A 20392-nucleotide genomic window follows, 5' to 3' on the forward strand; every position below is an offset into this window, starting at 1 on the left:
ATGGAACACGACTATGTCATCGTCGGCGCCGGGTCCGCGGGGTGCGCCCTGGCCGCGCGGCTCTCCGAGGACGCCTCGGTCACCGTCGCCCTCCTGGAGGCGGGCGGCCCGGACGACAAGAGCGAGATCCACATCCCGGCCGCGTTCCCGAAGCTCTTCAAGACCGAGTACGACTGGGACTACGGCACCGCCAAGCAGCCCGAGCTGGACGGGCGCGAGCTGTACTGGCCGAGGGGGAGGATGCTCGGCGGGTCGTCCTCGATGAACGCCATGATGTGGGTGCGCGGCCACTACGACGACTACGACGACTGGGACGTCCCCGGCTGGTCGTACGAGGACGTCGTCCCGTACTTCAAGCGCGTCGAGGGGCGCGCCGGCAGCAACAGGGGCGACGTGTACGGGACGTCCGGCCCGGTCACGATCTCCGAGCAGCGCAGCCCGAACCCGACGACGCGGGCGTTCCTGGAGGCGTGCGCCGCCGCCGGCCTGACCAGGCTGCCCGAGTTGAACGGCCCGTCCAACGAGGGGTACGCGCTCACGCCGGTCAGCCAGCGGCGCGGCAGGCGGTGCAGCGCGGCCGACGCGTACCTGCGTCCCGCGCGGGGGCGCCCGAACCTGACCGTCGTGACCGGCGCGCAGGTGTCGCGGGTCCTGATCGAGGACGGCCGCGCGACCGGCGTGGAGTACGGCGGCGAGCGCGTCGCGGCGCGCCGCGAGGTCGTCCTCGCCGCGGGCGCGGTCGGGTCGCCGCACCTGCTGATGCTGTCCGGCGTCGGCGACCCCGAGCACCTGCGGAGCGCCGGAGTGGAGCCGGTCGTGGAGTCCCCGCAGGTGGGGCGCCACCTCCAGGACCACCTGTCGGTCGGCGTCGTGCGGCACTGCCCCAAGAAGGTCACGCTCGCGGGCGCGGAGTCGGTGGTGAACATCGCCCGCTACCTGCTCGCGAGGCGCGGGCCGTTCACCTCCAACGTGGGAGAGGCGGTCGTCTTCACCAAGAGCGCCCCCGCCCTGCACGCCCCCGACCTCGAACTGATCTTCGCGCCGGCCCCCTACGTCGCGCACGGGCTCACCCCGCCGACCGAGCACGGCGTGACGCTCGGCGTCGTGCTGCTGCGGCCCGAGTCGTCCGGGCGCATCACGCTCGCCTCCGCCGACCCGGCCGCGCCGCCGGTGATCGACCCCGCCTACCTGACGGAGGAGGGCGACCTGCGGCGCCTGATGCACGGCATCCGCCGCGCGGAGGAGCTGATGGCCGCCGACGCGCTCAAGCCCTACGTCGGCGACGTCATGGAGCCCTACGTGGGGGCGGACGACGAGGAGGCGCTCGCCGCCTACGTCCGGGGGCACTCCGAGACGCTCTACCACCCGACCGGAACGTGCCGGATGGGCACCGGCGCCGACTCCGTCGTCGACCCCGACCTGCGCGTCCGCGGCGTCGAGGGGCTCCGGGTCGCGGACGCGTCGGTCCTGCCGCAGATCACCCGCGGCCACACCAACGCCCCCGCGATCATGATCGGTGAGAAGGCCGCCGACCTGATCAGGACGCCAGCCAGCTGAGCACGCGCTCGTTCACCTCGGCGGGGCGGTCCAGCTGGAGGAAGTGGCCGGCGCCGGGGATCCGCTCGGCCCGCGACCCCGGCGGGAGGGCCGTCCGGACGGCGTCGAGGTCCACCGCGTCCGCGGCGAGGCAGCCGTCCTCGGCGCCGTGCAGGTAGAGCACGGGGCGCTCGCCCACGACGGTGGTCGCCTGCTGCTCGGCCGCGTACCGGTCGACGAGCCGGGACGGGTCGAGCATCGCGCGGTAGTACCCGATCGCCGCCGCGGCGTTGGCGGGCGCGGCGAGGCACTCCATGACGCGGTCGACGTCCCCGGACCGGTCGCGGCCGTCGTCCGGGGACCAGTCGCGCCACAGCCCTTCCACGAACGCGCGACCGAACGCGAGCTCGGCCAGCGGCGTCTGGAAGACGAAGATGTAGAACGAGCGCTTGAGCTGCTCGTAGTCGAAGAACGCGGTCGTCATCACCGATATGGGTGGAACGGACAGGGCGACCGCCTTGCGCCAGCGGTCGGGAGCGGCGTTCGCGGCGCCGTAGGCGGCGAAGGCGCCCCAGTCGTGGCCGACGAGCACGGAGTCGGCGCCGCCGCCGAGGGCCTGGTGCAGGGCGACGGCATCGGCGGCGAGGGCGCCGCTCTGGTACGCGCCGTCCTCGGGGACGGACGTGGGTGCGTAGCCGCGCATGAAGGGGGCCACGGCGCGGTATCCGGCGGCGGCCAGCTCCGGCATGAGGTGCCGCCAGGTGTGCGGGGAGTCGGGGAAGCCGTGCAGCAGCAGCGCCAGGGGCCCGCCCTCGGGGCCGGCGGTGAGGAATCCGAAGTCGAGCCCGTTCGCGTTGACCGATCCGGTCGTGATGTCGCCCATGTGCGCCTCCTCGGTTCGCGGCGAACGGTACCCGCGGCTGTGCGGCGCGGGACCAGCGGGGCCATTTCTCTTCGGATACCGGCGTATCACCATGTATTTACAGCGGATTCCGTAGTCACATAGCATCGACGCAACTGGATCGATCGCACCAAGGGAACCGTGATGACGGAGTCGGACGTGACCAGCCAGCAGCACGACGCGATGCAGAGGGCGGCGCGCGACCATCTGTGGATGCACTTCGCGCGGCACCCGGCGTCCGGGGACGGCGGCGAGATCCCCGTGATCGTCCGGGGTGAGGGCCCCTACGTCTACGACTCGGCGGGCCGCCGCTACCTGGACGGGCTCGCCGGGCTGTTCACCGTCCAGGCCGGGCACGGGCGCGAGGAGCTGGCGCAGGCCGCCGCCAAGCAGGCCGCCGAGCTGGCCTACTTCCCGATCTGGTCGTACGCGCACCCGAAGGCCGTCGAGCTGGCCGAGCGGCTCGCCGCCCTCGCGCCCGGCGACCTGAACCGCGTCTTCTTCACCACCGGGGGCGGCGACGCGGTGGAGAGCGCGTGGAAGCTCGCCAAGCACTACTTCAAGCTCACCGGGAAGCCGGCCAAGCACAAGGTGATCAGCCGCGCGGTCGCCTACCACGGCACCCCGCACGGGGCGCTGTCGATCACGGGTCTGCCCGGCCTGAAGGCGCCGTACGAGCCGCTGGTGCCGAGCGGCTTCCGGGTGCCGAACACCAATATCTACCGGGCCGCCGAGCACCGCGACGACCCCGAGGCGTTCGGCCGTTGGGCCGCCGACCGGATCGAGGAGGTCATCGAGTTCGAGGGCGCCGACACCGTCGCCGCCGTGTTCCTGGAGCCGGTGCAGAACGCCGGCGGCTGCTTCCCGCCGCCGCCCGGCTACTTCGAGCGCGTCCGCGAGATCTGCGACCGGCACGACGTCCTGCTGGTGTCGGACGAGGTGATCTGCGCGTTCGGCCGCCTCGGCACGATGTTCGGCGCGCAGCGGTTCGGCTACACGCCCGACATCATCACCTTCGCCAAGGGCGTGACGTCCGGGTACGCGCCGCTCGGCGGGATGCTCGTCGCCGACCGCCTGTTCGAGCCGTTCAGGGGCGGGACGGAGATGTTCGCGCACGGCTACACCTTCGGAGGGCACCCGGTGTCGGCGGCGGTGGCGCTGGCCAACCTCGACCTGTTCGAGCGCGAGGACCTGACCGGGCACGTCCTGCGCAACCGGGACGCGTTCCGGAGCACGCTGGAGCGGCTGCGCGACCTGCCGATCGTCGGGGACGTGCGCGGCGACGGCTACTTCTACGGCATCGAGCTGGTGAAGGACCAGGCCACGCGCGAGACGTTCGACGACCAGGAGTCCGAGCGCCTGCTGCGCGGGTTCCTCGACAAGGCCCTCTACGAGGCGGGCCTGTACTGCCGGGCCGACGACCGCGGCGACCCCGTCGTCCAGCTGGCGCCGCCGCTGATCTGCGACCAGGGGCACTTCGAGGAGATCGAGCAGATCCTGCGCTCCGTCCTCCAGGAGGCTTGGACGCGGTTGTGACGGCCGCCGGAGCCGGGCGCGTCCCCGGGCCGCGCCGGACTAATGTGAGGGGCGTCACCCGGCCGATCAGTGTGCGCTTGCAGTTTTACTTTGAGAGGGTGCATGTAAACCGAATCGAGTTCGGACGTGACAAGGCGGTGGGCGCGTGCTCAAGGTCGACGACATCAACCTGACGGACTGGGACTTCTGGCGGCGGCCGCACGACTACCGGCACGAGGCGTTCAAGGCGCTGCGGTGGCACGCCGGCCTCATCCGCTACGAGGAGCCGGACATCGTCATCGCGCCCCAGGGCCCCGGCTACTACGCGCTGACGCGGCACGCCGACGTCGTCGAGGCGTCCCGCCGCCCGCAGGACTTCTGCTCCGGCCGGGGCGCCATCAGCATCCCGGACATGCCGGGCGACATGCACGAGTACTTCGGCTCGATGATCAGCATGGACGACCCCCGGCACGCCAAGATCAGGCGGATCGTGTCCCGGGCGTTCTCACCCCGCATGGTCCAGCGGTTCGAGGACAGGGTCGAGGCGGTCGCGGGCCAGATCGTCGAGAGCGTGGTCGCGGGCCGCGGCTCGGGCGACTTCGTGGCCGACGTCGCCGCCCGGCTCCCCCTGAAGATCATCTGCGACATGATGGGCATCGCGGAGGAGCAGTACGGGACCGTCCTGGACGCCACCAACGTCATCCTGGCGGGCAACGACCCCGAGTTCATCCCGTCCGCGGAGCCGGAGCAGATGGCGATGGCGCTGCTCGGCGCCGGCGAGACGCTGCGCGGCCTGGTCGAGGACCTCGGGCGGCAGCGCCGCGCGGACCCCACCGACGACCTCACCTCCGCCCTGGTGAACGCCAACCTCGACGGCGAGTCGCTGACCGACCAGGAGCTCGGCTCGTTCTTCATCCTGCTGGTCGTCGCCGGCAACGAGACCACCCGCAACGCGATCGCCCACGGCCTCGACCTGTTCACCCGCAACCCCGACCAGCGGGCCCTGCTCGTCGAGGACTTCGACGGCCGGATGCCCGGCGCGGTCGAGGAGATCGTCCGGTACGTCTCGCCGGTCATCTGGATGCGCAGGACCGCGACCCGCGACACCGTGCTGAACGAGCACGAGATCAAGGAGGGCGACAAGCTCGTCCTCTACTACTGGTCGGCCAACCGGGACGAGTCGGTCTTCACCGACCCGGAGCGGTTCGACATCCTGCGCGACCCGAAACAGCACGTCGGGTTCGGCGGGCCCGGGCCGCACTTCTGCCTCGGCGCGCACCTGGCCAGGCGCGAGATCACCGTGATGTTCCGCGAGCTGCTGCGCCACGCGCCCGCCATCCGCGCCTCCGGCGACCCCGACCGCCTGGAGTCCAACTTCATCAACGGGATCAAGCGCCTGCCCTACACGATCTGACGGCCGCGCGGCCCGCCGGTTCACCAGGGCACCGGGCCGTCCTCGGCGATGTAGGCGCCCGTCGGGCCGTCGTCGCCGAGGAGGGCCACGCCCGCGATCACGGCCGCGCCCTGGGCCGCCGTGCGGAACCCGGTGTGCCCGTTGAGGTCGGTGGCGCAGTACCCCGGCGCGGCCGAGTTCACCTTGACCGGGGTGCCGGCCAGCTCCCTGGCGTAGGCGACGGTCACCGCGTTGAGCGCCGTCTTCGACGCGTTGTAGGGCAGCAGGTTCGGCGCCGACGACGGACCGGCCGGATCGGTCAGCCTGGTCAGCGATCCGAGGTTGCTGGAGACGTTGACGATCCGTCCTGCGGGGGAGCGGCGCAGCAGCGGGAGCAGCGCGCCCGTGACCGCGACGACCCCGATCACGTTGGTCTCGAAGGCGGCCCGCACGAGGTCCGGGGCGACGCGGCTCGGCGGCGGGGAGTCCGCGGGATCGGACGCGTGCGTCGGCGAGATCCCCGCGTTGTTGACCAGGATGTCGAGGCGCCCGTACTCGGCGTCGATCCACTCGGCCGCGCGCTCGACGGTGCCGGCGTCCGTGACGTCGATCCGGATGAACCGGGCGTCGATGCCCTCGCCGGAGAGGGCGGCGGCGGCCTTCTCCCCGAGCTCGGGCGAGCGCGCCCCGACCAGGACGGTCGCCCCGCCCTGGCCGAGGATGCGCGCCGTCTCGAAGCCGAGGCCCTTGTTGGCTCCCGTGATGAGAGCGATCCGTTTCGTCATGCCCTGCAGGCTGCCCGCCCTCGGCGAAGGTGAGGAGAGACCGCCCGAAGCTGGGATCGGCGGTACCACCCTGCGCGTGGCGGCGGCCCCGCCGGGTCGGACATGCTGGAGGGCATGGACAGGCAGCAGTTGGCCGCGTTCCTGCGTTCGCGCCGGGCCCGCATCCGGCCCGCGGACGTCGGGCTCCCGGCCGGGGCGCGGCGCCGCACGCCCGGCCTGCGCCGCGAGGAGATCGCGCAGCTGGCCGGGATGTCGGTGGACTACTACATCCGGCTGGAGCAGGGGCGCGGGCCCCGTCCGTCCAGGCAGATCCTGGCCGCGCTGGCGCGTGCCCTGAGGCTGAGCGGCGACGAGCGCGGCCACCTCTACAACCTGGCCGGCGAAGCCCCGGGGCCGCCCGCCGCGCCGTCGCAGGACGTCCCGCCGGGCATCCTGCACCTGCTCGAACGGCTGGACGACACGCCCGCCTACGTCCTGAACGCCCGCCACGACATCCTCGCCTGGAACGGCCTGGCCGCCGCGCTCATGACGGACTTCGCCGCCATGGAGCCGCGCGAGCGCAACGTCGTCCGCTGGCTGTTCACCGGCCCGGCCATCGCGCGGTTCGACACCGACGAGTACGTGGAGCAGCTCGCGCGCGAGTCGGTGGCGGACCTGCGGGCCGCGTCCGGCCGCTACCCCGGCGACCCCGGCATCGCCGAGCTGGTCGCCGAGGTATCGGGCCGCAGCCCCCTGTTCGCGAGGCTCTGGGACGAGGGCGAGGTCGGCATCAGGCGTGGCGGCCGCAAGCTGATGAGGCACCCCGTGGTCGGCGACCTGGACATGCACTGCGACGTCCTCTACGTGCCGGAACGCGACCAGCGCGTCGTGCTGTACACGGTCACGCCCGGCACGCCGTCCCACGAGGCGATGAAGCTGCTGCGGGCGGTCGGGACCCGGGGCCGGCTGGAAGGCACGTCGCGGGTCGGTTGAGACCCCGGGCCCGGCGGGCGGCTAGCGCAGCTCCCGCTTGAGGATCTTGCCGGTGGCGGTCATCGGCAGCTCGTCGCGGAACTCGACGATCCGCGGGTACTTGTAGTTGGCGAACTGCTCCCTGCCCCACGCGACCAGCTCGTCCTCGGTGACGGCGGCGCCGGGCGTGCGGATCACGTACGCCTTGACCTCCTCGCCGTGCGAGGGGTGCGGGACGCCGACGACCGCGGCCAGCGAGACCTCCGGGTGGGTGATCAGGACCTCTTCCAGCTCCCGCGGGTACACGTTGTACCCGCCCCGGATGATCATGTCCTTGGAGCGGTCGATGATGTAGTAGTAGCCGTCCTCGTCGCGGCGGGCCACGTCGCCGGTGCGGAACCAGCCGTCCCGGACGGCGGCCTCGGTCGCCTCGGGCCGCCCGTGGTAGCCCTTCATGATGTTGTGGCCCCGGACGGCGATCTCGCCGGGCCCCTCGCCCTCGATCTCCTTCCAGTCGTCGTCGATCAGCTTCATCTCCACGCCCCACACGGGCAGGCCGATCGAACTGGGCTTGGTCGGGCGGTCCGGGCGGTTGAACGAGGCCACCGGCGACGTCTCCGACAGCCCGTAGCCCTCCAGGACGTCCACGCCGAACTTCTTCCTGATCCCCTTGAGGACCTCCATCGGCAGCGCCGACCCGCCCGACACCGCGACCCGCAGGTTCTCCCGGATCGACGCGATGTCCTCCTCGGAGGTCTCGTCGGTCAGCAGGCCCCAGTACATCGTCGGGACGCCCGCGAAGATGTTCACCTTCTCCCTGACCATCAGCTCGACGGCCTGCCGGGCGTCGAATCTCGCCTGCATCACCAGCGTCGCGCGCCGGTAGAGGCCGACGTTCATCACGCACGTCTGCCCGAAGATGTGGAACAGCGGCAGCGTGACCAGCGACGTGTCGTGCAGCGTCCGGTAGAAGAGCGTGTCGTCCACCATGGCGTTCGTCAGCAGGTTGCTGTGCGTGAGCTCGGCGCCCTTCGGCTGCCCGGTCGTCCCGCTGGTGTAGATGATCACGGCGGTGTCGCCCGGCCCGGTCTGCGCCGTCTCGAAGGTGCCCGGCATCCCCGCGAGCGCGGCCCAGAACAGCTCCGCTCCCTCCACCGGGGACTCGGTGGCGGACGGGTCGGCGGGCAGCAGGAAGAGGTGCTCGCACCCCTGCGCCTGCTCGAACCCGGCGCGCCCCATCTCGCCGAGCGGCAGCTCCGGAGTCCCCTCGAAGCAGAAGAACGCCCTGGCGCCGGAGTCGCCGAGGTGGTAGGCGATCTCCCGCGGCTTGAGCAGCACGTTCAGCGGGACGACCACCGCCCCCGCCTTGAGCGCCCCGAAGTACACCATCGGGAAGTACGGGAGGTTCGGGCTGGACAGCGCCACCTTGTCGCCCGGCCCGATGCCGCGCTCGCGCAGCAGGTTCGCGACCTGGTTCGCGACCTGGTCGAGGAGGGAGTAGGAGAGCCGGAGGTCGCCGAACACGACGGCGTCGCGGTCGGGCGTCTCCCGGGCGGCGTCCTCCAGCAGCACGGACAGGTTGAGCATGGCACTCCTCGCGCGGAAAGGTGACCGGCCGGTTAGTTACCGGCGAGTGTATGAAACCGTTCCGCACATCCTGCTGCACGGGGCTCGTCCCGCGCCATCATTCGCAGCCCTTGACGTGGCGTTTTCGTCGTTGCGACGGCGAGCCCGCGGGAGGGAGGACGGCCGCCCCCGCGGGGGCCTTCGGCGTCATGACCGGATCCGGCCGGTCCGCCCCGGCGCCGGGGCCGCGCCGGATGCCGGTCGCCCGGCGGCGCTAGCATGTGCCGCTGCAGCGAGAAAGGGTGCGCGATCTTGATCATCTTTGGCTGGCGCGTGGTGTTCTTCACCCTGTCCAGGGGAACCTTCCACTGTCCCGGGTGCGGCGGCGACCGCGGGTACCGCCGCCGGCAGGGGCGCAACTTCTTCACGCTGTTCTTCGTCCCGGTCATCCCGCTGATGAAGGCGGGCGGCGAGTTCGTCGAGTGCGACACCTGCCACGGCCGCTGGAACCCCGCCGTGCTCGACGTGCCGACGACCGCGCAGCTCGCGCAGATGCCCGCGATGCTGCTGCGCATGGCCATCGCCCAGGTCCTGCGCTCCGGCGACTACACCAACGCGGCCGCCCGCTCCCGCGCCGTCTCCGTCGTCCGGCAGGCCGGCGAGCCCGGGTACGGCGAGCCCGCCCTGGACGCCGACCTCGGCCGCCCCTTCGACGAGGTCCGCGTCGAGATGGGGCGCGCCGCCTCGGCCCTCGCCCCCGAGGCGCGGGAGAGCATCCTGCGCGCCGCCGCCGAGATCGCGCTGGTCGACGGCCCGCTGACCGTGTCCGAGGAGGAGACGCTGTCCGCCGTCGGCGCCGACCTGGAACTGACCCGGGTGCAGGTGACCGGCGTCGTGTCCATGGCCCGCCAGGAGTCGGGGCACTAAGTCGCGGCGGGCGGGGTTGCGGTTGCGCTACTCTTGAGGTATGCCAACCAGGCTGCTCCTCGAAGGACCGCGTTGACGCACTGACGTCAGCGTGGTGGCCCCTCCTGTGCGAGGGGCCGTTTCATGTCGGCGGACGGCCACGACCCAGCAGCAGGAACCGGAGTCAGAAGCGTGAGCAGCGACGTTCCCCACCGCGCAACGCCGGGGGGTGCAGGGGGGGCGTCCCCCCTGAACGACGGGTACGACCCACGGGCGGTCCAGGACAAGTGGCAGGCCCGCTGGGAGGAGCTCGACCCGTTCAAGGCGGACGAGAAGGGCCCCGCCGAGGAGCGCCGCTACGCCCTGGACATGTTCCCCTACCCCAGCGGCGACCTGCACATGGGCCACGCGGAGGCGTTCGCCATCGGCGACGTCGTCGCGCGCTACTGGTTCCAGCGCGGCTTCAACGTCCTGCACCCGATCGGCTGGGACTCCTTCGGCCTGCCCGCCGAGAACGCCGCCATCAAGCGCGACTCGCACCCCGCCGAGTGGACGTACGCCAACATCGAGACGCAGGCGGCCTCCTTCCACCGCTACGCCCCGTCCTTCGACTGGACGCGGCGCCTGCACACCTCCGACCCCGAGTACTACAAGTGGACGCAGTGGCTGTTCCTGCGCTTCTACGAGCGGGGCCTGGCCTACCGCAAGGGCGGCCACGTCAACTGGTGCCCGAAGGACCAGACCGTCCTGGCCAACGAGCAGGTCGTCGGCGGGCACTGCGAGCGCTGCGGCGCGCTGGTCGAGAAGCGCGTGCTGACCCAGTGGTACTTCAAGATCACCGAGTACGCGGACCGGCTGCTGGACGACATGGCGCAGCTGGAGGGCAAGTGGCCCGAGCGCGTCCTGCTGATGCAGCGCAACTGGATCGGCCGCTCCACCGGCGCCGACGTCGACTTCGTGATCGAGGGGCGCGACGAGCCGGTCACCGTCTACACCACCCGCCCCGACACCCTGTACGGCGCGACGTTCATGGTCGTGGCCGCCGACGCCGCGCTGGCCGAGGAGGTCTGCCACCCCGACCACCGCGCCGCGTTCGAGGCCTACCGCGACGAGGTCTCCCGCGAGAGCGAGATCGAGCGGCTGTCCACCGAGCGTGAGAAGACCGGCGTGTTCCTGGGCCGCTACGCGGTCAACCCGGTCAACGGCGAGCGGCTGCCCGTCTGGGCGTCCGACTACGTCCTGGCCGAGTACGGGCACGGCGCGATCATGGCCGTCCCGGCGCACGACCAGCGCGACCTGGACTTCGCGCTGAAGTTCGGCCTGCCCGTCCGCGTCGTCGTCGAGACCGGCCTGGCCGACCCCGCCGAGACCGGCGTCGCCACCCCCGGCGACGGCGCGATCGTCAACTCCGGCCCCATCGACGGGCTGACCAAGGCCGACGGCATCGCCCGCATCACCGGGATCCTGGAGGAGCGCGGTACCGGCCGCGCGTCGGTGAACTTCCGGCTGCGCGACTGGCTGGTGTCCCGGCAGCGGTTCTGGGGCTGCCCGATCCCGATCGTGCACTGCGAGGCGTGCGGCGAGGTCCCCGTCCCCGACGACCAGCTGCCGGTGACCCTGCCGGAGGGCCTGCGCGGCGCCGACCTGGCCCCCAAGGGCACCTCGCCGCTGGCCGCAGCGTCCGACTGGGTGAACACCGAGTGCCCCAAGTGCGGCGGCGCCGCCACCCGCGACACCGACACCATGGACACGTTCGTCGACTCGTCCTGGTACTACTTCCGCTACTGCTCGCCCGACTACGAGGGCGGCCCGTTCGACGTCGAGCGGGTCCGCGAGTGGATGCCGGTCGACCAGTACACGGGCGGCGTCGAGCACGCCATCCTGCACCTGCTGTACAGCCGGTTCTTCACCAAGGTCCTGTTCGACATGGGCATGGTCGACTTCACCGAGCCCTTCACCCGGCTGCTGAACCAGGGCCAGGTGATCAACCAGGGCAAGGCGATGTCGAAGTCGCTGGGCAACGGCGTCGACCTGGGCGAGCAGATCGGCGAGTTCGGGGTGGACGTCGTCCGGCTGGCGATCCTGTTCTCCGGCCCGCCCGAGGACGACATCGACTGGGCCGACGTGTCCCCGCACGGCATGTCGAAGTTCCTGTCCCGCGTGCACCGCATCGCCGCCGAGGTCTCCTCCGAGCCCGGCGCGGACGTCGCCTCCGGCGACACGGCCCTGCGCCGCGCCACGGCCCGCACGGTCGACGATGCCACCACGCTGGTCGAGACGCAGCGCTTCAACGTCGCCATCGCGCGGATCATGGAGCTGGTCACCGCGACCCGCAAGGCCATCGACTCGGGCCCCGGCGCCGCCGACCCGGCCGTCCGCGAGGCCGCGGAGACGATCGCGGTCCTGTTGTCGCTGTTCGCCCCCTACACCGCCGACGAGGCGTGGGAGCTGCTGGGCCGCACCGCGCCGGTGGTCCGCGCGGGCTGGCCGTCCGCCGACCCCGTGCTGCTGGTGGAGGAGTCGGTCACCTGCGTCGTCCAGGTCGCCGGCAAGGTGCGCGACCGCCTGGACGTCCCGCCCGGCATCGCCGGCGAGGAGCTGGAACGCCGCGCCCTGGCCTCGGCCAAGGTCCAGGACGCCCTGGCCGGCGCCGACATCGCCAAGATCATCGTCCGCGCCCCCAAGATCGTCAACATCGTCCCCAAGCGCTGACCACCCGCGACGCCGCGCCGCTCCCACCCGAGCGGCGCGGCGACACCGGGAGGAGGGGGCGGAGACGCCGTCCTCCGGCCCGATCCGAGATGGAGCAGGGAGCTCTGCCGGCGTGCGCGGCCGCAGCGCGCCGGCCGGGTCCGAGCATGCGTGAGCGGCCGCCGGAGGGTGCCCCGGCGGCCGCTGACGGCCGGTGTCACATCTTGCGGAGGACCGCCACGACCCGGCCGAGCACCGACGCCTCGTCGCCGGGGATCGGCTCGTAGGCGGGGTTCTGGGGCATCAGCCAGATGTGGCCGTCGTCGCGGCGCTTGAACGTCTTGACCGTGGCCTCGCCGTCGATCATGGCGGCCACGATGTCGCCCTGCTCGGCCACCGGCTGCTGCCGCACGACCACCCAGTCACCGTCCGCGATCGCGGCGTCGATCATCGAGTCGCCGGTGACCTTCAGCAGGAAGTGGGTGCCCTCGCCGACGAGCTGCTTCGGCAGCGTGAAGACGTCCTCGACGGCCTCCTCGGCGAGGATCGGGCCACCGGCGGCGATACGGCCGACGAGCGGCACGTAGGCGGGCGCGGGCTGCCCCGAGGCCGGCTCGTAGCCCTCCTCGTGCGTGCGCACCGGCGTCGTGCCCGGCACCCGCACCTCGACCGCGCGCGGCCGGTTGGGGTCGCGCCGCAGGAAGCCCTTGCGCTGCAGCGTCCGGAGCTGGTGCGACACGCTGGAGGTGCTGGTCAGCCCCACGGCCTCGCCGATCTCGCGCATCGAGGGCGGGTACCCGCGGCGCTGGACCGAGTCACGGATCACCTCCAGCACCATGCGCTGTCGCTGGGTCAGGCCCGTCTCGTCCATCGGCCCGTCGGGCAGGTCCCGGACCTTGCTCATCGCTCGTCGCCTCCCGGGCGCCTCGGATCCGTCACTCCTTGTCATGGAACGCTATCGCGTCCAGGCTCGATGATCAAACAATTGTTCGAAGATGCGCTCGCTTTTTCCGGACGGCCCCTGGTAGAACATCGTACAGACGTTCGATCGAAAATGCATTCGAAGTCGAGGAGGGGAGAGATGCCGGGTTCGCCCCACAGTGACCGTCCTCCGATCCGCCTGACCCGCCGGGGCCGCGTCGTCCTGGTGGCCTTCGCCGCAACGGTGACGCTCGTGCTGCTCTGGGTCATCGGGGGTTCGGGCGCCTTTGCCGGTTCCCGGGAAAGGCACGGCGGTCCGTCCCGCCCCGCAGGAACGGTCGTCGTCGAGCCCGGCGACACCCTTTGGGGCGTGGCCTCCGCCGCCGATCCCGGCGGCGACCCGCGCCTCGTGGTGCAGCGCATCATCGACCTCAACGGCCTGGCCGGCGACCCCACCGTCCATCCCGGCCAGGAGCTCCGGCTTCCGTCAAGCTGACCGGCGCGCCGGTCAGACCACGCTCGGTCACACTCGGTCACGCCGGATGCGGCAACGCCGAGCGCCCGTCCAGCGACGCGACGTCCTCCCTCGTGCCCGAACGGCGGCGAGCGCGGTCGAGCGGCCCGGTCGGGAGCGTGCGCGTGGGCGGTGGTGTCGGCGCCCCTGGTGCGCGGTGGGATCGGGGAGCCGGGGAGTGGCTGCGAGGCGGCTGACGGAGCGGCAAAGGGGGCTCTTGCAGGGGCTTTGGCCTGATGGGGGTTACCGGGAGGGGTCTGTCGGGGGCGGTGGGTGACGACACGCCCGGAGCGAAAACCGGGGTGTCGGAGATGACCTGCGCGGACGCGGCGGATGTGACGCAGGGGACGCGGGACCAGGTTGCGAAGGACTCCGGTGAGCCGTACGGTTGACCACAACATCTAGTAGTCACATCGATGTAGTTCCCTATATATGGAACTCACATGGGTGTTACTCGTTTACGTCAGGGGAGGGACCAAACGTGCACTGCCCGTTCTGTCGCAACCCTGACACCAAAGTGATCGACAGCCGTGCGACCGATGACGGGGGCGCCATTCGGCGTCGCCGGTCGTGCTCGGAATGCGGCAAGCGGTTCACGACGCAGGAGAATGTGCTCGTGATGGTGGCCAAGCGCAGCGGGGTCACCGAGCCGTTCTCCCGGGAAAAGATCATCGCCGGTGTGCGCAGGGCCTGCCAGGGCCGTCCGGTCGACGAGGATGCGCTCGCGAAGCTGGGGCAGCGGGTCGAAGAGGCGATCAGGTCGTCCGGGTCCGCGGAAATACCCTCGCACGAGATCGGCCTCGCGATCCTGGGGCCGCTCGGCGAACTCGACGAGGTCGCCTATCTGCGATTCGCCTCGGTCTACCGGGGCTTCGAGTCGCTGGACGACTTCGCCAAGGAGATCGAAACCCTGCGGAAGTCCGGTTCCGCGGGGGAGCCCGGCCCGTCCCGTTAGGGGCGGTACCGGAAACACACATCAGCACACGTAAAGGCGTCTCCGCGCGGGCATGGCCCGTGCGGCGGCGTGGTTGTTCCTGGACGGGACCCGGCGGGAGGGTCCGAGAGGGGGAAGGTCATGACGGAGACGGTGAGCGGCTCGGCGGCGCGGCGCGGCAAGGGGGGTCGCAAGGGGCTGAAGGTCGAGCGCATCTTCACCACGCCCGGCGTGCACCCGTACGACGAGATGCGCTGGGAACGTCGTGACGTCGTCATGACCAACTGGCGCGACGGCTCGGTGAACTTCGAGCAGCGCGGCGTGGAGTTCCCCGACTTCTGGTCGCTGAACGCCGTCAACATCGTCACCTCCAAGTACTTCCGCGGGGCGGTCGGCACGCCGCAGCGGGAATGGAGCCTGAAGCAGCTCGTCGACCGTGTCGTCCAGATGTACGTGGACACGGGCGTCAAGGAGGGCTACTTCGCCTCCGAGGAGGACGCCGAGATCTTCGACCACGAGCTGAAGTACGCGCTGGTCCACCAGATGTTCAGCTTCAACTCCCCCGTGTGGTTCAACGTCGGCACCAAGTCCCCGCAGCAGGTCTCGGCCTGCTTCATCCTGTCCGTGGACGACACGATGGAGTCGATCCTGGACTGGTACAAGGAAGAGGGCGTGATCTTCAAGGGCGGCTCCGGCGCCGGCCTGAACCTCTCCCGCATCCGCTCCAGCCGGGAGCTGCTGTCCTCGGGCGGGACGGCCAGCGGCCCGGTCTCGTTCATGCGCGGCGCCGACGCGTCCGCCGGAACGATCAAGTCGGGCGGCGCGACCCGCCGGGCCGCCAAGATGGTCGTGCTGGACGTCGACCACCCCGACATCGGGGAGTTCATCGAGACCAAGGCGCGCGAGGAGAACAAGATCCGCGCGCTGCGGGACGCCGGGTTCGACATGGACCTCGGCGGCAAGGACATCGGCAGCGTCCAGTACCAGAACGCCAACAACTCCGTCCGGGTGTCGGACGAGTTCATGCACGCCGTGGAGTCGGACGGGGAGTTCGCGCTGCGGGCCCGGATGACCGGCGAGGTCGTCGAGGCGGTCAAGGCCAAGGAGCTGTTCCGGCTGATGGCCAAGGCGGCGTGGGAGTGCGCCGACCCCGGCATCCAGTACGACGACACGATCAACGACTGGCACACCAACCCCGAGACCGGGCGGATCACCGCGTCCAACCCCTGCTCGGAGTACATGAGCCTGGACAACTCGTCCTGCAACCTCGCGAGCATCAACCTGCTCAAGTTCCTCACCCCCGAGGACGCCTTCGACGTCGCGAGGTTCGTCAAGCTCACCGAGCTGGTCATCACGGCGATGGACATCTCCATCACGTTCGCCGACTTCCCGACGGAGAAGATCGCGCAGACGACCCGCGACTACCGGCAGCTCGGCATCGGCTACGCCAACCTGGGCGCGCTGCTGATGGCGACCGGGCACGCCTACGACTCCGAGGGCGGCCGGGCCCTCGCGGCGGCGATCACCTCGCTGATGACGGGCGTCGCCTACCGGCGCTCGGCCGAGATCGCGGGCGTCGTCGGCCCGTACGCGGGCTACGCGCGCAACGCCGAGGGCCACAAGCGCGTCATGCGCAAGCACGCGGCCGCCAACGACGACGTCCGCACGCTCCACCCGATGGACAAGGCGATCCACGCCGCCGCGGCCAAGCAGTGGGCGGACTGCCTGAAGGCCGGCGAGAAGAACGGCTACCGCAACGCGCAGGCCAGCCTGCTCGCCCCCACCGGGACGATCGGCCTGATGATGGACTGCGACACCACCGGCATCGAGCCGGACCTCGCGCTGATGAAGTTCAAGAAGCTCGTCGGCGGCGGGTCCATGCAGATCGTCAACCACACGGTGCCGCGCGCCCTGAAGCAGCTCGGCTACCAGCAGGAGCAGATCGAGGCGATCGTCGAGTACATCTCCGAGCACGGCCACGTCATGGACGCGCCCGGCCTGCGGCCCGAGCACTACGAGGTGTTCGACTGCGCGATGGGCGAGCGGGCGATCAGCCCGATGGGGCACGTCCGGATGATGGCGGCCGTCCAGCCGTTCCTGTCCGGCGCGATCTCCAAGACCGTCAACATGCCGGAGCAGGCCACCGTCGAGGACATCGAGAAGGTGTACTTCGAGGGCTGGCGGCTCGGCCTGAAGGCCCTGGCGATCTACCGCGACAACTGCAAGGTCGGCCAGCCGCTGTCCGCCGCGGGAAAGAAGCAGGAGCCCAAGGCGGCGGTGCCCGCGGAGGCGACGCCTCGTCCCGTCCGCAGGCGGCTGCCGAAGCAGCGCCCCGCGACCGTGACCCGCTTCTCCGTGGCGGGCGCCGAGGGGTACATGACCGCCTCGTCCTACCCGGACGACGGCGTCGGCGAGGTCTTCCTCAAGCTCGGCAAGCAGGGCTCCACGCTCGCCGGCGTGATGGACGCCTTCTCCATGGCGATCTCCATCAGCCTCCAGTACGGCGTCCCGCTGGAGACGTGGGTGGAGAAGTTCACCAACATGCGGTTCGAGCCGGCGGGCATGACCGACGACCCGGACATCCGCATGGCGACCTCGGTGATGGACTACATCTTCCGCCGCCTGGCGCTGGACCACCTCCCGTACGAGGAGCGCGCCGAGCTCGGCATCTTCACCGCCGGCGAGCGCGCGATGCAGGCCAACGGCGAGGACCCCGCCGCCCTGCACGCCGAGGAGGAGGTCGACCGCGAGTCGCTGGCGCAGTCCGCCGAGATCGCCCGGCCGTCCGCGCCCGCCCCGGTCGCGGGAGGTGAGGCGCGCTCGTCCATGGAGGTGATCGAGAGCCGCCAGGGCCGCACGGCCGACGCGCCGCTCTGCCTCACCTGCGGCACCAAGATGCGCCCGGCCGGCAGCTGCTACGTCTGCGAGGGCTGCGGCTCCACCAGCGGCTGCAGCTGAGTCCGGGGCCGCATAGGGCCTAGTCGGAACGGGGTATCGGCGACATGCCGGTACCCCGCTCTCGCTTGTGCGCTCGTCCGTTGCGTTGGGCGCGACTCGACGTTCGGGGACCACCGGCACCGGTTCAGCGCGGGACGGCCACCAGCGCCATCGGCAGGACCGATCGCCGGAAGTCGACCAGCGGCCACAGCAGCTGGAGCCGGCCGCGGTGCACGGCCGGCTCGTAACGCCCGCAGAAGTCCCCGCCGGTACCCGCCGGCCGCCACCTTCTGGCAGGCGACCGGCCCGCCGTCCAGGTTCAGGGCCCAGCGCAGTCGAGACCGGCCAGGTCCACCAGCCGGGCACCGCCTGGGCCTGCGGACCCGCCGGCCACGAACGCACCGTGCGTGGCCTGGTAGGACGCGGGACCGAGTCGGTGACCATCGCTGACCACCGGGGTGTCCGGCGCCCCGTGACGGGTGTAGTAGCCGCCGTTGACGACCAGGGCCGCTCCGGTGGCCGCCATCCAGCCACCGACGTCCCGGTCGCCTTCCGGACGGTTGAGCACACGGAACCGGTAGCGGGCCGGGTCGATCCGGCTGAGGAGCAGGGCGTCCACGGGGCGCCCGGCCGCCCGGACGGGCAGTTCGGCGACCTCCAGCCCGGTGGCGACCTGGTTCCAGCGCACTGGTTCGACCGCATCAGGCGTGCGCTGTCCGGCCAGCGACAACCGGATCCCCCGGGACAGCCGAGGGTCGTCCCTTGCCGCGTCGCCCCAGACATTGGCGCCGCGGCGCAGCATGACGTTGACGGCGTACCAGCCGCCCTTCCCGTAGGCGATCCCCACCGCCACCGACGCCACCAGGACGGGAGTGAGGGCCAGCGCGAGGATCCACCGCCACCGGGGTGCCTGACCCTTACCGATGGTTCGGATCAGACAGTGTCCACTCGGCGGCACGCCCCGGCACACCCGTGACGATGCCGTGATCACGGTCTACCTCACCGCCACCTTTGGCCTGGGGTCGGCCGGTCCCTTTACGCCGGGCTCAGGCCGGCGGGTCGGTGCCGTCGGCGGGGCGCTTGGCCGGCTGGGTGGTCGAGGTGCGGCGGCGCTGGGACGGCTTGCGGCGTCCGGCCACCAGCACATCGTCGGTGTCGTCGGCGGGCTTGTCCGGCTTCTCGGACGGGTCCGGGGCGGGGATCCCGGGCGGTTTGGGGGAGCGGCGCGGCTTTTTCGCGGGCTTCAACTCGGCCTGGCGCAGCGACTCCACGAAGCTCGCCGCGTCCTCCTCGTCCTCGTCGCCCGGGCTGGGACGGCGGAGGCGCTTCGCGATGACCCACCGGTCGAGGGTCAGGCGGCCGCCGCCGCCCGCCGCGAACAGCAGGCTGGCCATGCCGAGCGCGAGGACCAGCTCGTAGCCGTTCTGGACGGTCTTGCCGTCCACCATGAACAGGCCCTGGTCCGCGTGGACGAAGATGAACGCGCCCGCCATGTCGATGAAGAGCAGAGCCCCGGTGACCGGAAGGCCGAGCCCGGCGATCAGCGCCGCTCCGCCGAGGAGTTCGACGAACGCGGAGTAGACGGCCGCGGCGGTCGGGAGCGGCACGCCGAGTGCGTCGAACGAGCGGCCCGTCGCGGTGACCCCCGCCTCGATCTTCTGCCAGCCGTGCGCCATGAAGACGACGCCCACGCCTAGCCGCGCCAGGACGGCGACGACGTCGTACAGCGGACGAGTGCGCATGCCGGCGGCTCCTTCGGCGCGGGGGGCGTGCCCTGGTTCGACGGAGAGTATGACGGCCCCGGTGCGGATCTCGCGAACATCGCAGGTGGACGGGCCCTTCAGGTTTCGATGGAGCCGCGGGCGAAGGCCGCGGCGACGGTTTTGCAGGCGTGCTCGATGGCCTCGACGCCGTCCCGCAGGGTGGCGCCGCGTTCCGAGAGGGCGGCGAGCAGAAGGGTGCGGTCCCCGGCCCGGACGATTCCGATGCTGTTGACCGTCCAGGCGCCGCCGTGCCTTTCGCGGGGGAGCCAGCCGTTCTTCACCTCGGCGCCGGCTCCGGCCGCGCCGACTCCCCACGTCTGCTCCGGCGCCACGTCCCCCATCAGGTGGCGGACGTAGCGGCGGTTCGCGGAGTTGAGCGGGCCGTCCGCGGAGGTGAGGGCCGTCAGCAGCCGGATCTGGTCGGCGGCGCTCGTCGTCGTCGAACCCCAGGAGCCGCCGGTGCCGGGCTCGGTGTCGCGCAGGCCCAGTTCCCCGTTGGCGGAGGCCAGGCCGCCCGCCCCGCCGATGGAACGCCACAGCTCGCTGGCGGCGGCGTTGTCGCTGACCTTGATCGCCCGGTCGGCCAGGGCCTTCTCGGTGGAGGTGAGCGCGCGCCGCTCGTGCTGCGCCTGGAGGAGCAGCGCCATGACGATGTCGACCTTGACGATGCTGGCCGTCGCCGTGCGCAGGCTTCCACCGTAGGAGTACGAGCGGCCGGTGGACACCTCGCGCACCGAGATCGACAGATCACCGGACCTGTCGTCCAGGTACCGGCGGAGCGCGCGGGTGAGTTCCTCGCGCTGCGATCGGGTGAAGGTGGGCGCCGTCGGTTGCCGCCTCGGGGCCGGGGTCTCAGCGGTCATCGTAGGGACGGTGGGGGGCTCGTGGACGAACGCCGTGGAACCGGCCACGACCATCGCGGTCGCGACGAGCGCCGCGCCGGCGAGAAGCAAGGCCCGTCTCATCGACGCCGTCCTGCGGCGGAATCCATGATCGGGAGTGTCGTGAGCCGGCTGTTACCCCTGCGTTGGCACCTGGGGCAGCGCACTCGCCAGAGCCGCCGTCCATCCGCCGCGCGG

16 protein-coding genes are annotated in these 20392 nt (G+C 71.5%); 9 read left to right on the forward strand and 7 right to left on the reverse strand.

Going from position 1 to position 20392, the window contains the following annotated elements:
• Complete coding sequence (locus tag CHC11_RS36015) at positions 1-1557, forward strand: GMC family oxidoreductase (RefSeq protein WP_089316374.1); 1557 nt, start codon at positions 1-3, stop codon at positions 1555-1557.
• Here the strand turns inward: CHC11_RS36015 and CHC11_RS36020 are convergent.
• Entirely contained in the window at positions 1538-2419 is an 882-nt protein-coding gene (locus CHC11_RS36020) for an alpha/beta fold hydrolase (protein ID WP_089316375.1), read from the reverse strand. The two genes, CHC11_RS36015 and CHC11_RS36020, sit on opposite strands and share 20 nt — an antisense overlap.
• A gap of 162 nt (positions 2420-2581) precedes the next feature.
• Between CHC11_RS36020 and CHC11_RS36025 the strand changes: the two genes are divergently transcribed.
• Together CHC11_RS36025 and CHC11_RS36030 are read left to right on the forward strand one after the other, a co-directional pair.
• Entirely contained in the window at positions 2582-3973 is a 1392-nt protein-coding gene (locus CHC11_RS36025; protein WP_089316376.1) for an aspartate aminotransferase family protein, read from the forward strand.
• Between the two features lie 145 nt (positions 3974-4118).
• Positions 4119-5366 carry a cytochrome P450 gene (locus CHC11_RS36030; protein ID WP_089316377.1) on the forward strand — a complete coding sequence of 416 codons (1248 nt, stop codon included), beginning with the start codon at positions 4119-4121 and terminating at the stop codon, positions 5364-5366.
• Between the two features lie 20 nt (positions 5367-5386).
• Here the strand turns inward: CHC11_RS36030 and CHC11_RS36035 are convergent, their stop codons facing one another.
• Positions 5387-6130 carry an SDR family oxidoreductase gene (locus tag CHC11_RS36035; RefSeq protein WP_089316378.1) on the reverse strand — a complete coding sequence of 248 codons (744 nt, stop codon included), beginning with the start codon at positions 6128-6130 and terminating at the stop codon, positions 5387-5389.
• A gap of 114 nt (positions 6131-6244) precedes the next feature.
• On the opposite strand from CHC11_RS36035, the gene CHC11_RS36040 reads away from it, so the two are divergent.
• The gene (locus CHC11_RS36040; RefSeq protein ID WP_089316379.1) at positions 6245-7102 is read left to right on the forward strand and encodes a helix-turn-helix transcriptional regulator; all 858 of its coding nucleotides are present in this window, start codon (positions 6245-6247) and stop codon (positions 7100-7102) included.
• Positions 7103-7123: 21 nt separating this feature from the next.
• Here CHC11_RS36040 and CHC11_RS36045 read toward each other — a convergent pair whose 3' ends face one another.
• On the reverse strand, positions 7124-8668 hold the full coding sequence (locus tag CHC11_RS36045) for a long-chain-fatty-acid--CoA ligase (protein WP_089316380.1): 1545 nt from the start codon (positions 8666-8668) through the stop codon (positions 7124-7126).
• A gap of 291 nt (positions 8669-8959) precedes the next feature.
• Between CHC11_RS36045 and CHC11_RS36050 the strand changes: the two genes are divergently transcribed.
• On the forward strand, positions 8960-9574 hold the full coding sequence (locus CHC11_RS36050; RefSeq protein ID WP_143227436.1) for a TerB family tellurite resistance protein: 615 nt from the start codon (positions 8960-8962) through the stop codon (positions 9572-9574).
• Between the two features lie 228 nt (positions 9575-9802).
• Positions 9803-12265 (forward strand): leucine--tRNA ligase, encoded by a 2463-nt coding sequence (leuS, locus tag CHC11_RS36055; protein ID WP_245920214.1) that lies wholly within the window; start codon positions 9803-9805, stop codon positions 12263-12265.
• Positions 12266-12461: 196 nt separating this feature from the next.
• On the opposite strand, the gene lexA is transcribed toward leuS, so the two are convergent.
• Positions 12462-13148, reverse strand: coding sequence for a transcriptional repressor LexA (gene lexA / locus CHC11_RS36060; RefSeq protein ID WP_089316383.1), 687 nt, complete (start codon positions 13146-13148; stop codon positions 12462-12464).
• Positions 13149-13325: 177 nt separating this feature from the next.
• Here lexA and CHC11_RS36065 point away from each other — a divergent pair, with 177 nt between their 5' ends.
• From CHC11_RS36065 to CHC11_RS36075, 3 genes are all read left to right on the forward strand, one after another.
• Positions 13326-13661, forward strand: coding sequence for a LysM peptidoglycan-binding domain-containing protein (locus CHC11_RS36065; protein ID WP_179279174.1), 336 nt, complete (start codon positions 13326-13328; stop codon positions 13659-13661).
• Between the two features lie 499 nt (positions 13662-14160).
• On the forward strand, positions 14161-14634 hold the full coding sequence (nrdR, locus tag CHC11_RS36070) for a transcriptional regulator NrdR (RefSeq protein ID WP_089316385.1): 474 nt from the start codon (positions 14161-14163) through the stop codon (positions 14632-14634).
• A gap of 120 nt (positions 14635-14754) precedes the next feature.
• Positions 14755-17571 carry a vitamin B12-dependent ribonucleotide reductase gene (locus CHC11_RS36075; RefSeq protein ID WP_089316386.1) on the forward strand — a complete coding sequence of 939 codons (2817 nt, stop codon included), beginning with the start codon at positions 14755-14757 and terminating at the stop codon, positions 17569-17571.
• A gap of 298 nt (positions 17572-17869) precedes the next feature.
• Here CHC11_RS36075 and CHC11_RS36080 read toward each other — a convergent pair whose 3' ends face one another.
• The 3 genes from CHC11_RS36080 to CHC11_RS36090 all read right to left on the reverse strand — a co-directional run bounded on the left by CHC11_RS36080 (position 17870) and on the right by CHC11_RS36090 (position 20278).
• Positions 17870-18403: a hypothetical protein gene (locus CHC11_RS36080; RefSeq protein WP_143227437.1), complete on the reverse strand. Its 534-nt coding sequence runs from the start codon at positions 18401-18403 to the stop codon at positions 17870-17872.
• A gap of 193 nt (positions 18404-18596) precedes the next feature.
• The gene (locus tag CHC11_RS36085) at positions 18597-19292 is read right to left on the reverse strand and encodes a DoxX family protein (protein WP_089316388.1); all 696 of its coding nucleotides are present in this window, start codon (positions 19290-19292) and stop codon (positions 18597-18599) included.
• Between the two features lie 98 nt (positions 19293-19390).
• Complete coding sequence (locus CHC11_RS36090; protein ID WP_089316389.1) at positions 19391-20278, reverse strand: serine hydrolase; 888 nt, start codon at positions 20276-20278, stop codon at positions 19391-19393.
• Positions 20279-20392 lie beyond the last annotated feature (114 nt).

This window comes from Actinomadura mexicana, assembly GCF_900188105.1.
Taxonomy (GTDB): Bacteria; Actinomycetota; Actinomycetes; order Streptosporangiales; family Streptosporangiaceae; genus Spirillospora; species Spirillospora mexicana.

Bases quoted from the DNA above. Each gene is read 5' to 3' on its own strand.
- CHC11_RS36085 (WP_089316388.1), bottom strand. From the start codon at position 19,292: ATGCGCACTCGTCCGCTGTACGACGTCGTCGCCGTCCTGGCGCGGCTA.
- CHC11_RS36090 (WP_089316389.1), bottom strand. From the start codon at position 20,278: ATGAGACGGGCCTTGCTTCTCGCCGGCGCGGCGCTCGTCGCGACCGCG.
- CHC11_RS36035 (WP_089316378.1), bottom strand. From the start codon at position 6,130: ATGACGAAACGGATCGCTCTCATCACGGGAGCCAACAAGGGCCTCGGC.
- CHC11_RS36020 (WP_089316375.1), bottom strand. From the start codon at position 2,419: ATGGGCGACATCACGACCGGATCGGTCAACGCGAACGGGCTCGACTTC.
- lexA (WP_089316383.1), bottom strand. From the start codon at position 13,148: ATGAGCAAGGTCCGGGACCTGCCCGACGGGCCGATGGACGAGACGGGC.
- CHC11_RS36040 (WP_089316379.1), top strand. From the start codon at position 6,245: ATGGACAGGCAGCAGTTGGCCGCGTTCCTGCGTTCGCGCCGGGCCCGC.
- CHC11_RS36025 (WP_089316376.1), top strand. From the start codon at position 2,582: ATGACGGAGTCGGACGTGACCAGCCAGCAGCACGACGCGATGCAGAGG.
- CHC11_RS36065 (WP_179279174.1), top strand. From the start codon at position 13,326: ATGCCGGGTTCGCCCCACAGTGACCGTCCTCCGATCCGCCTGACCCGC.
- CHC11_RS36075 (WP_089316386.1), top strand. From the start codon at position 14,755: ATGACGGAGACGGTGAGCGGCTCGGCGGCGCGGCGCGGCAAGGGGGGT.
- CHC11_RS36015 (WP_089316374.1), top strand. From the start codon at position 1: ATGGAACACGACTATGTCATCGTCGGCGCCGGGTCCGCGGGGTGCGCC.
- CHC11_RS36045 (WP_089316380.1), bottom strand. From the start codon at position 8,668: ATGCTCAACCTGTCCGTGCTGCTGGAGGACGCCGCCCGGGAGACGCCC.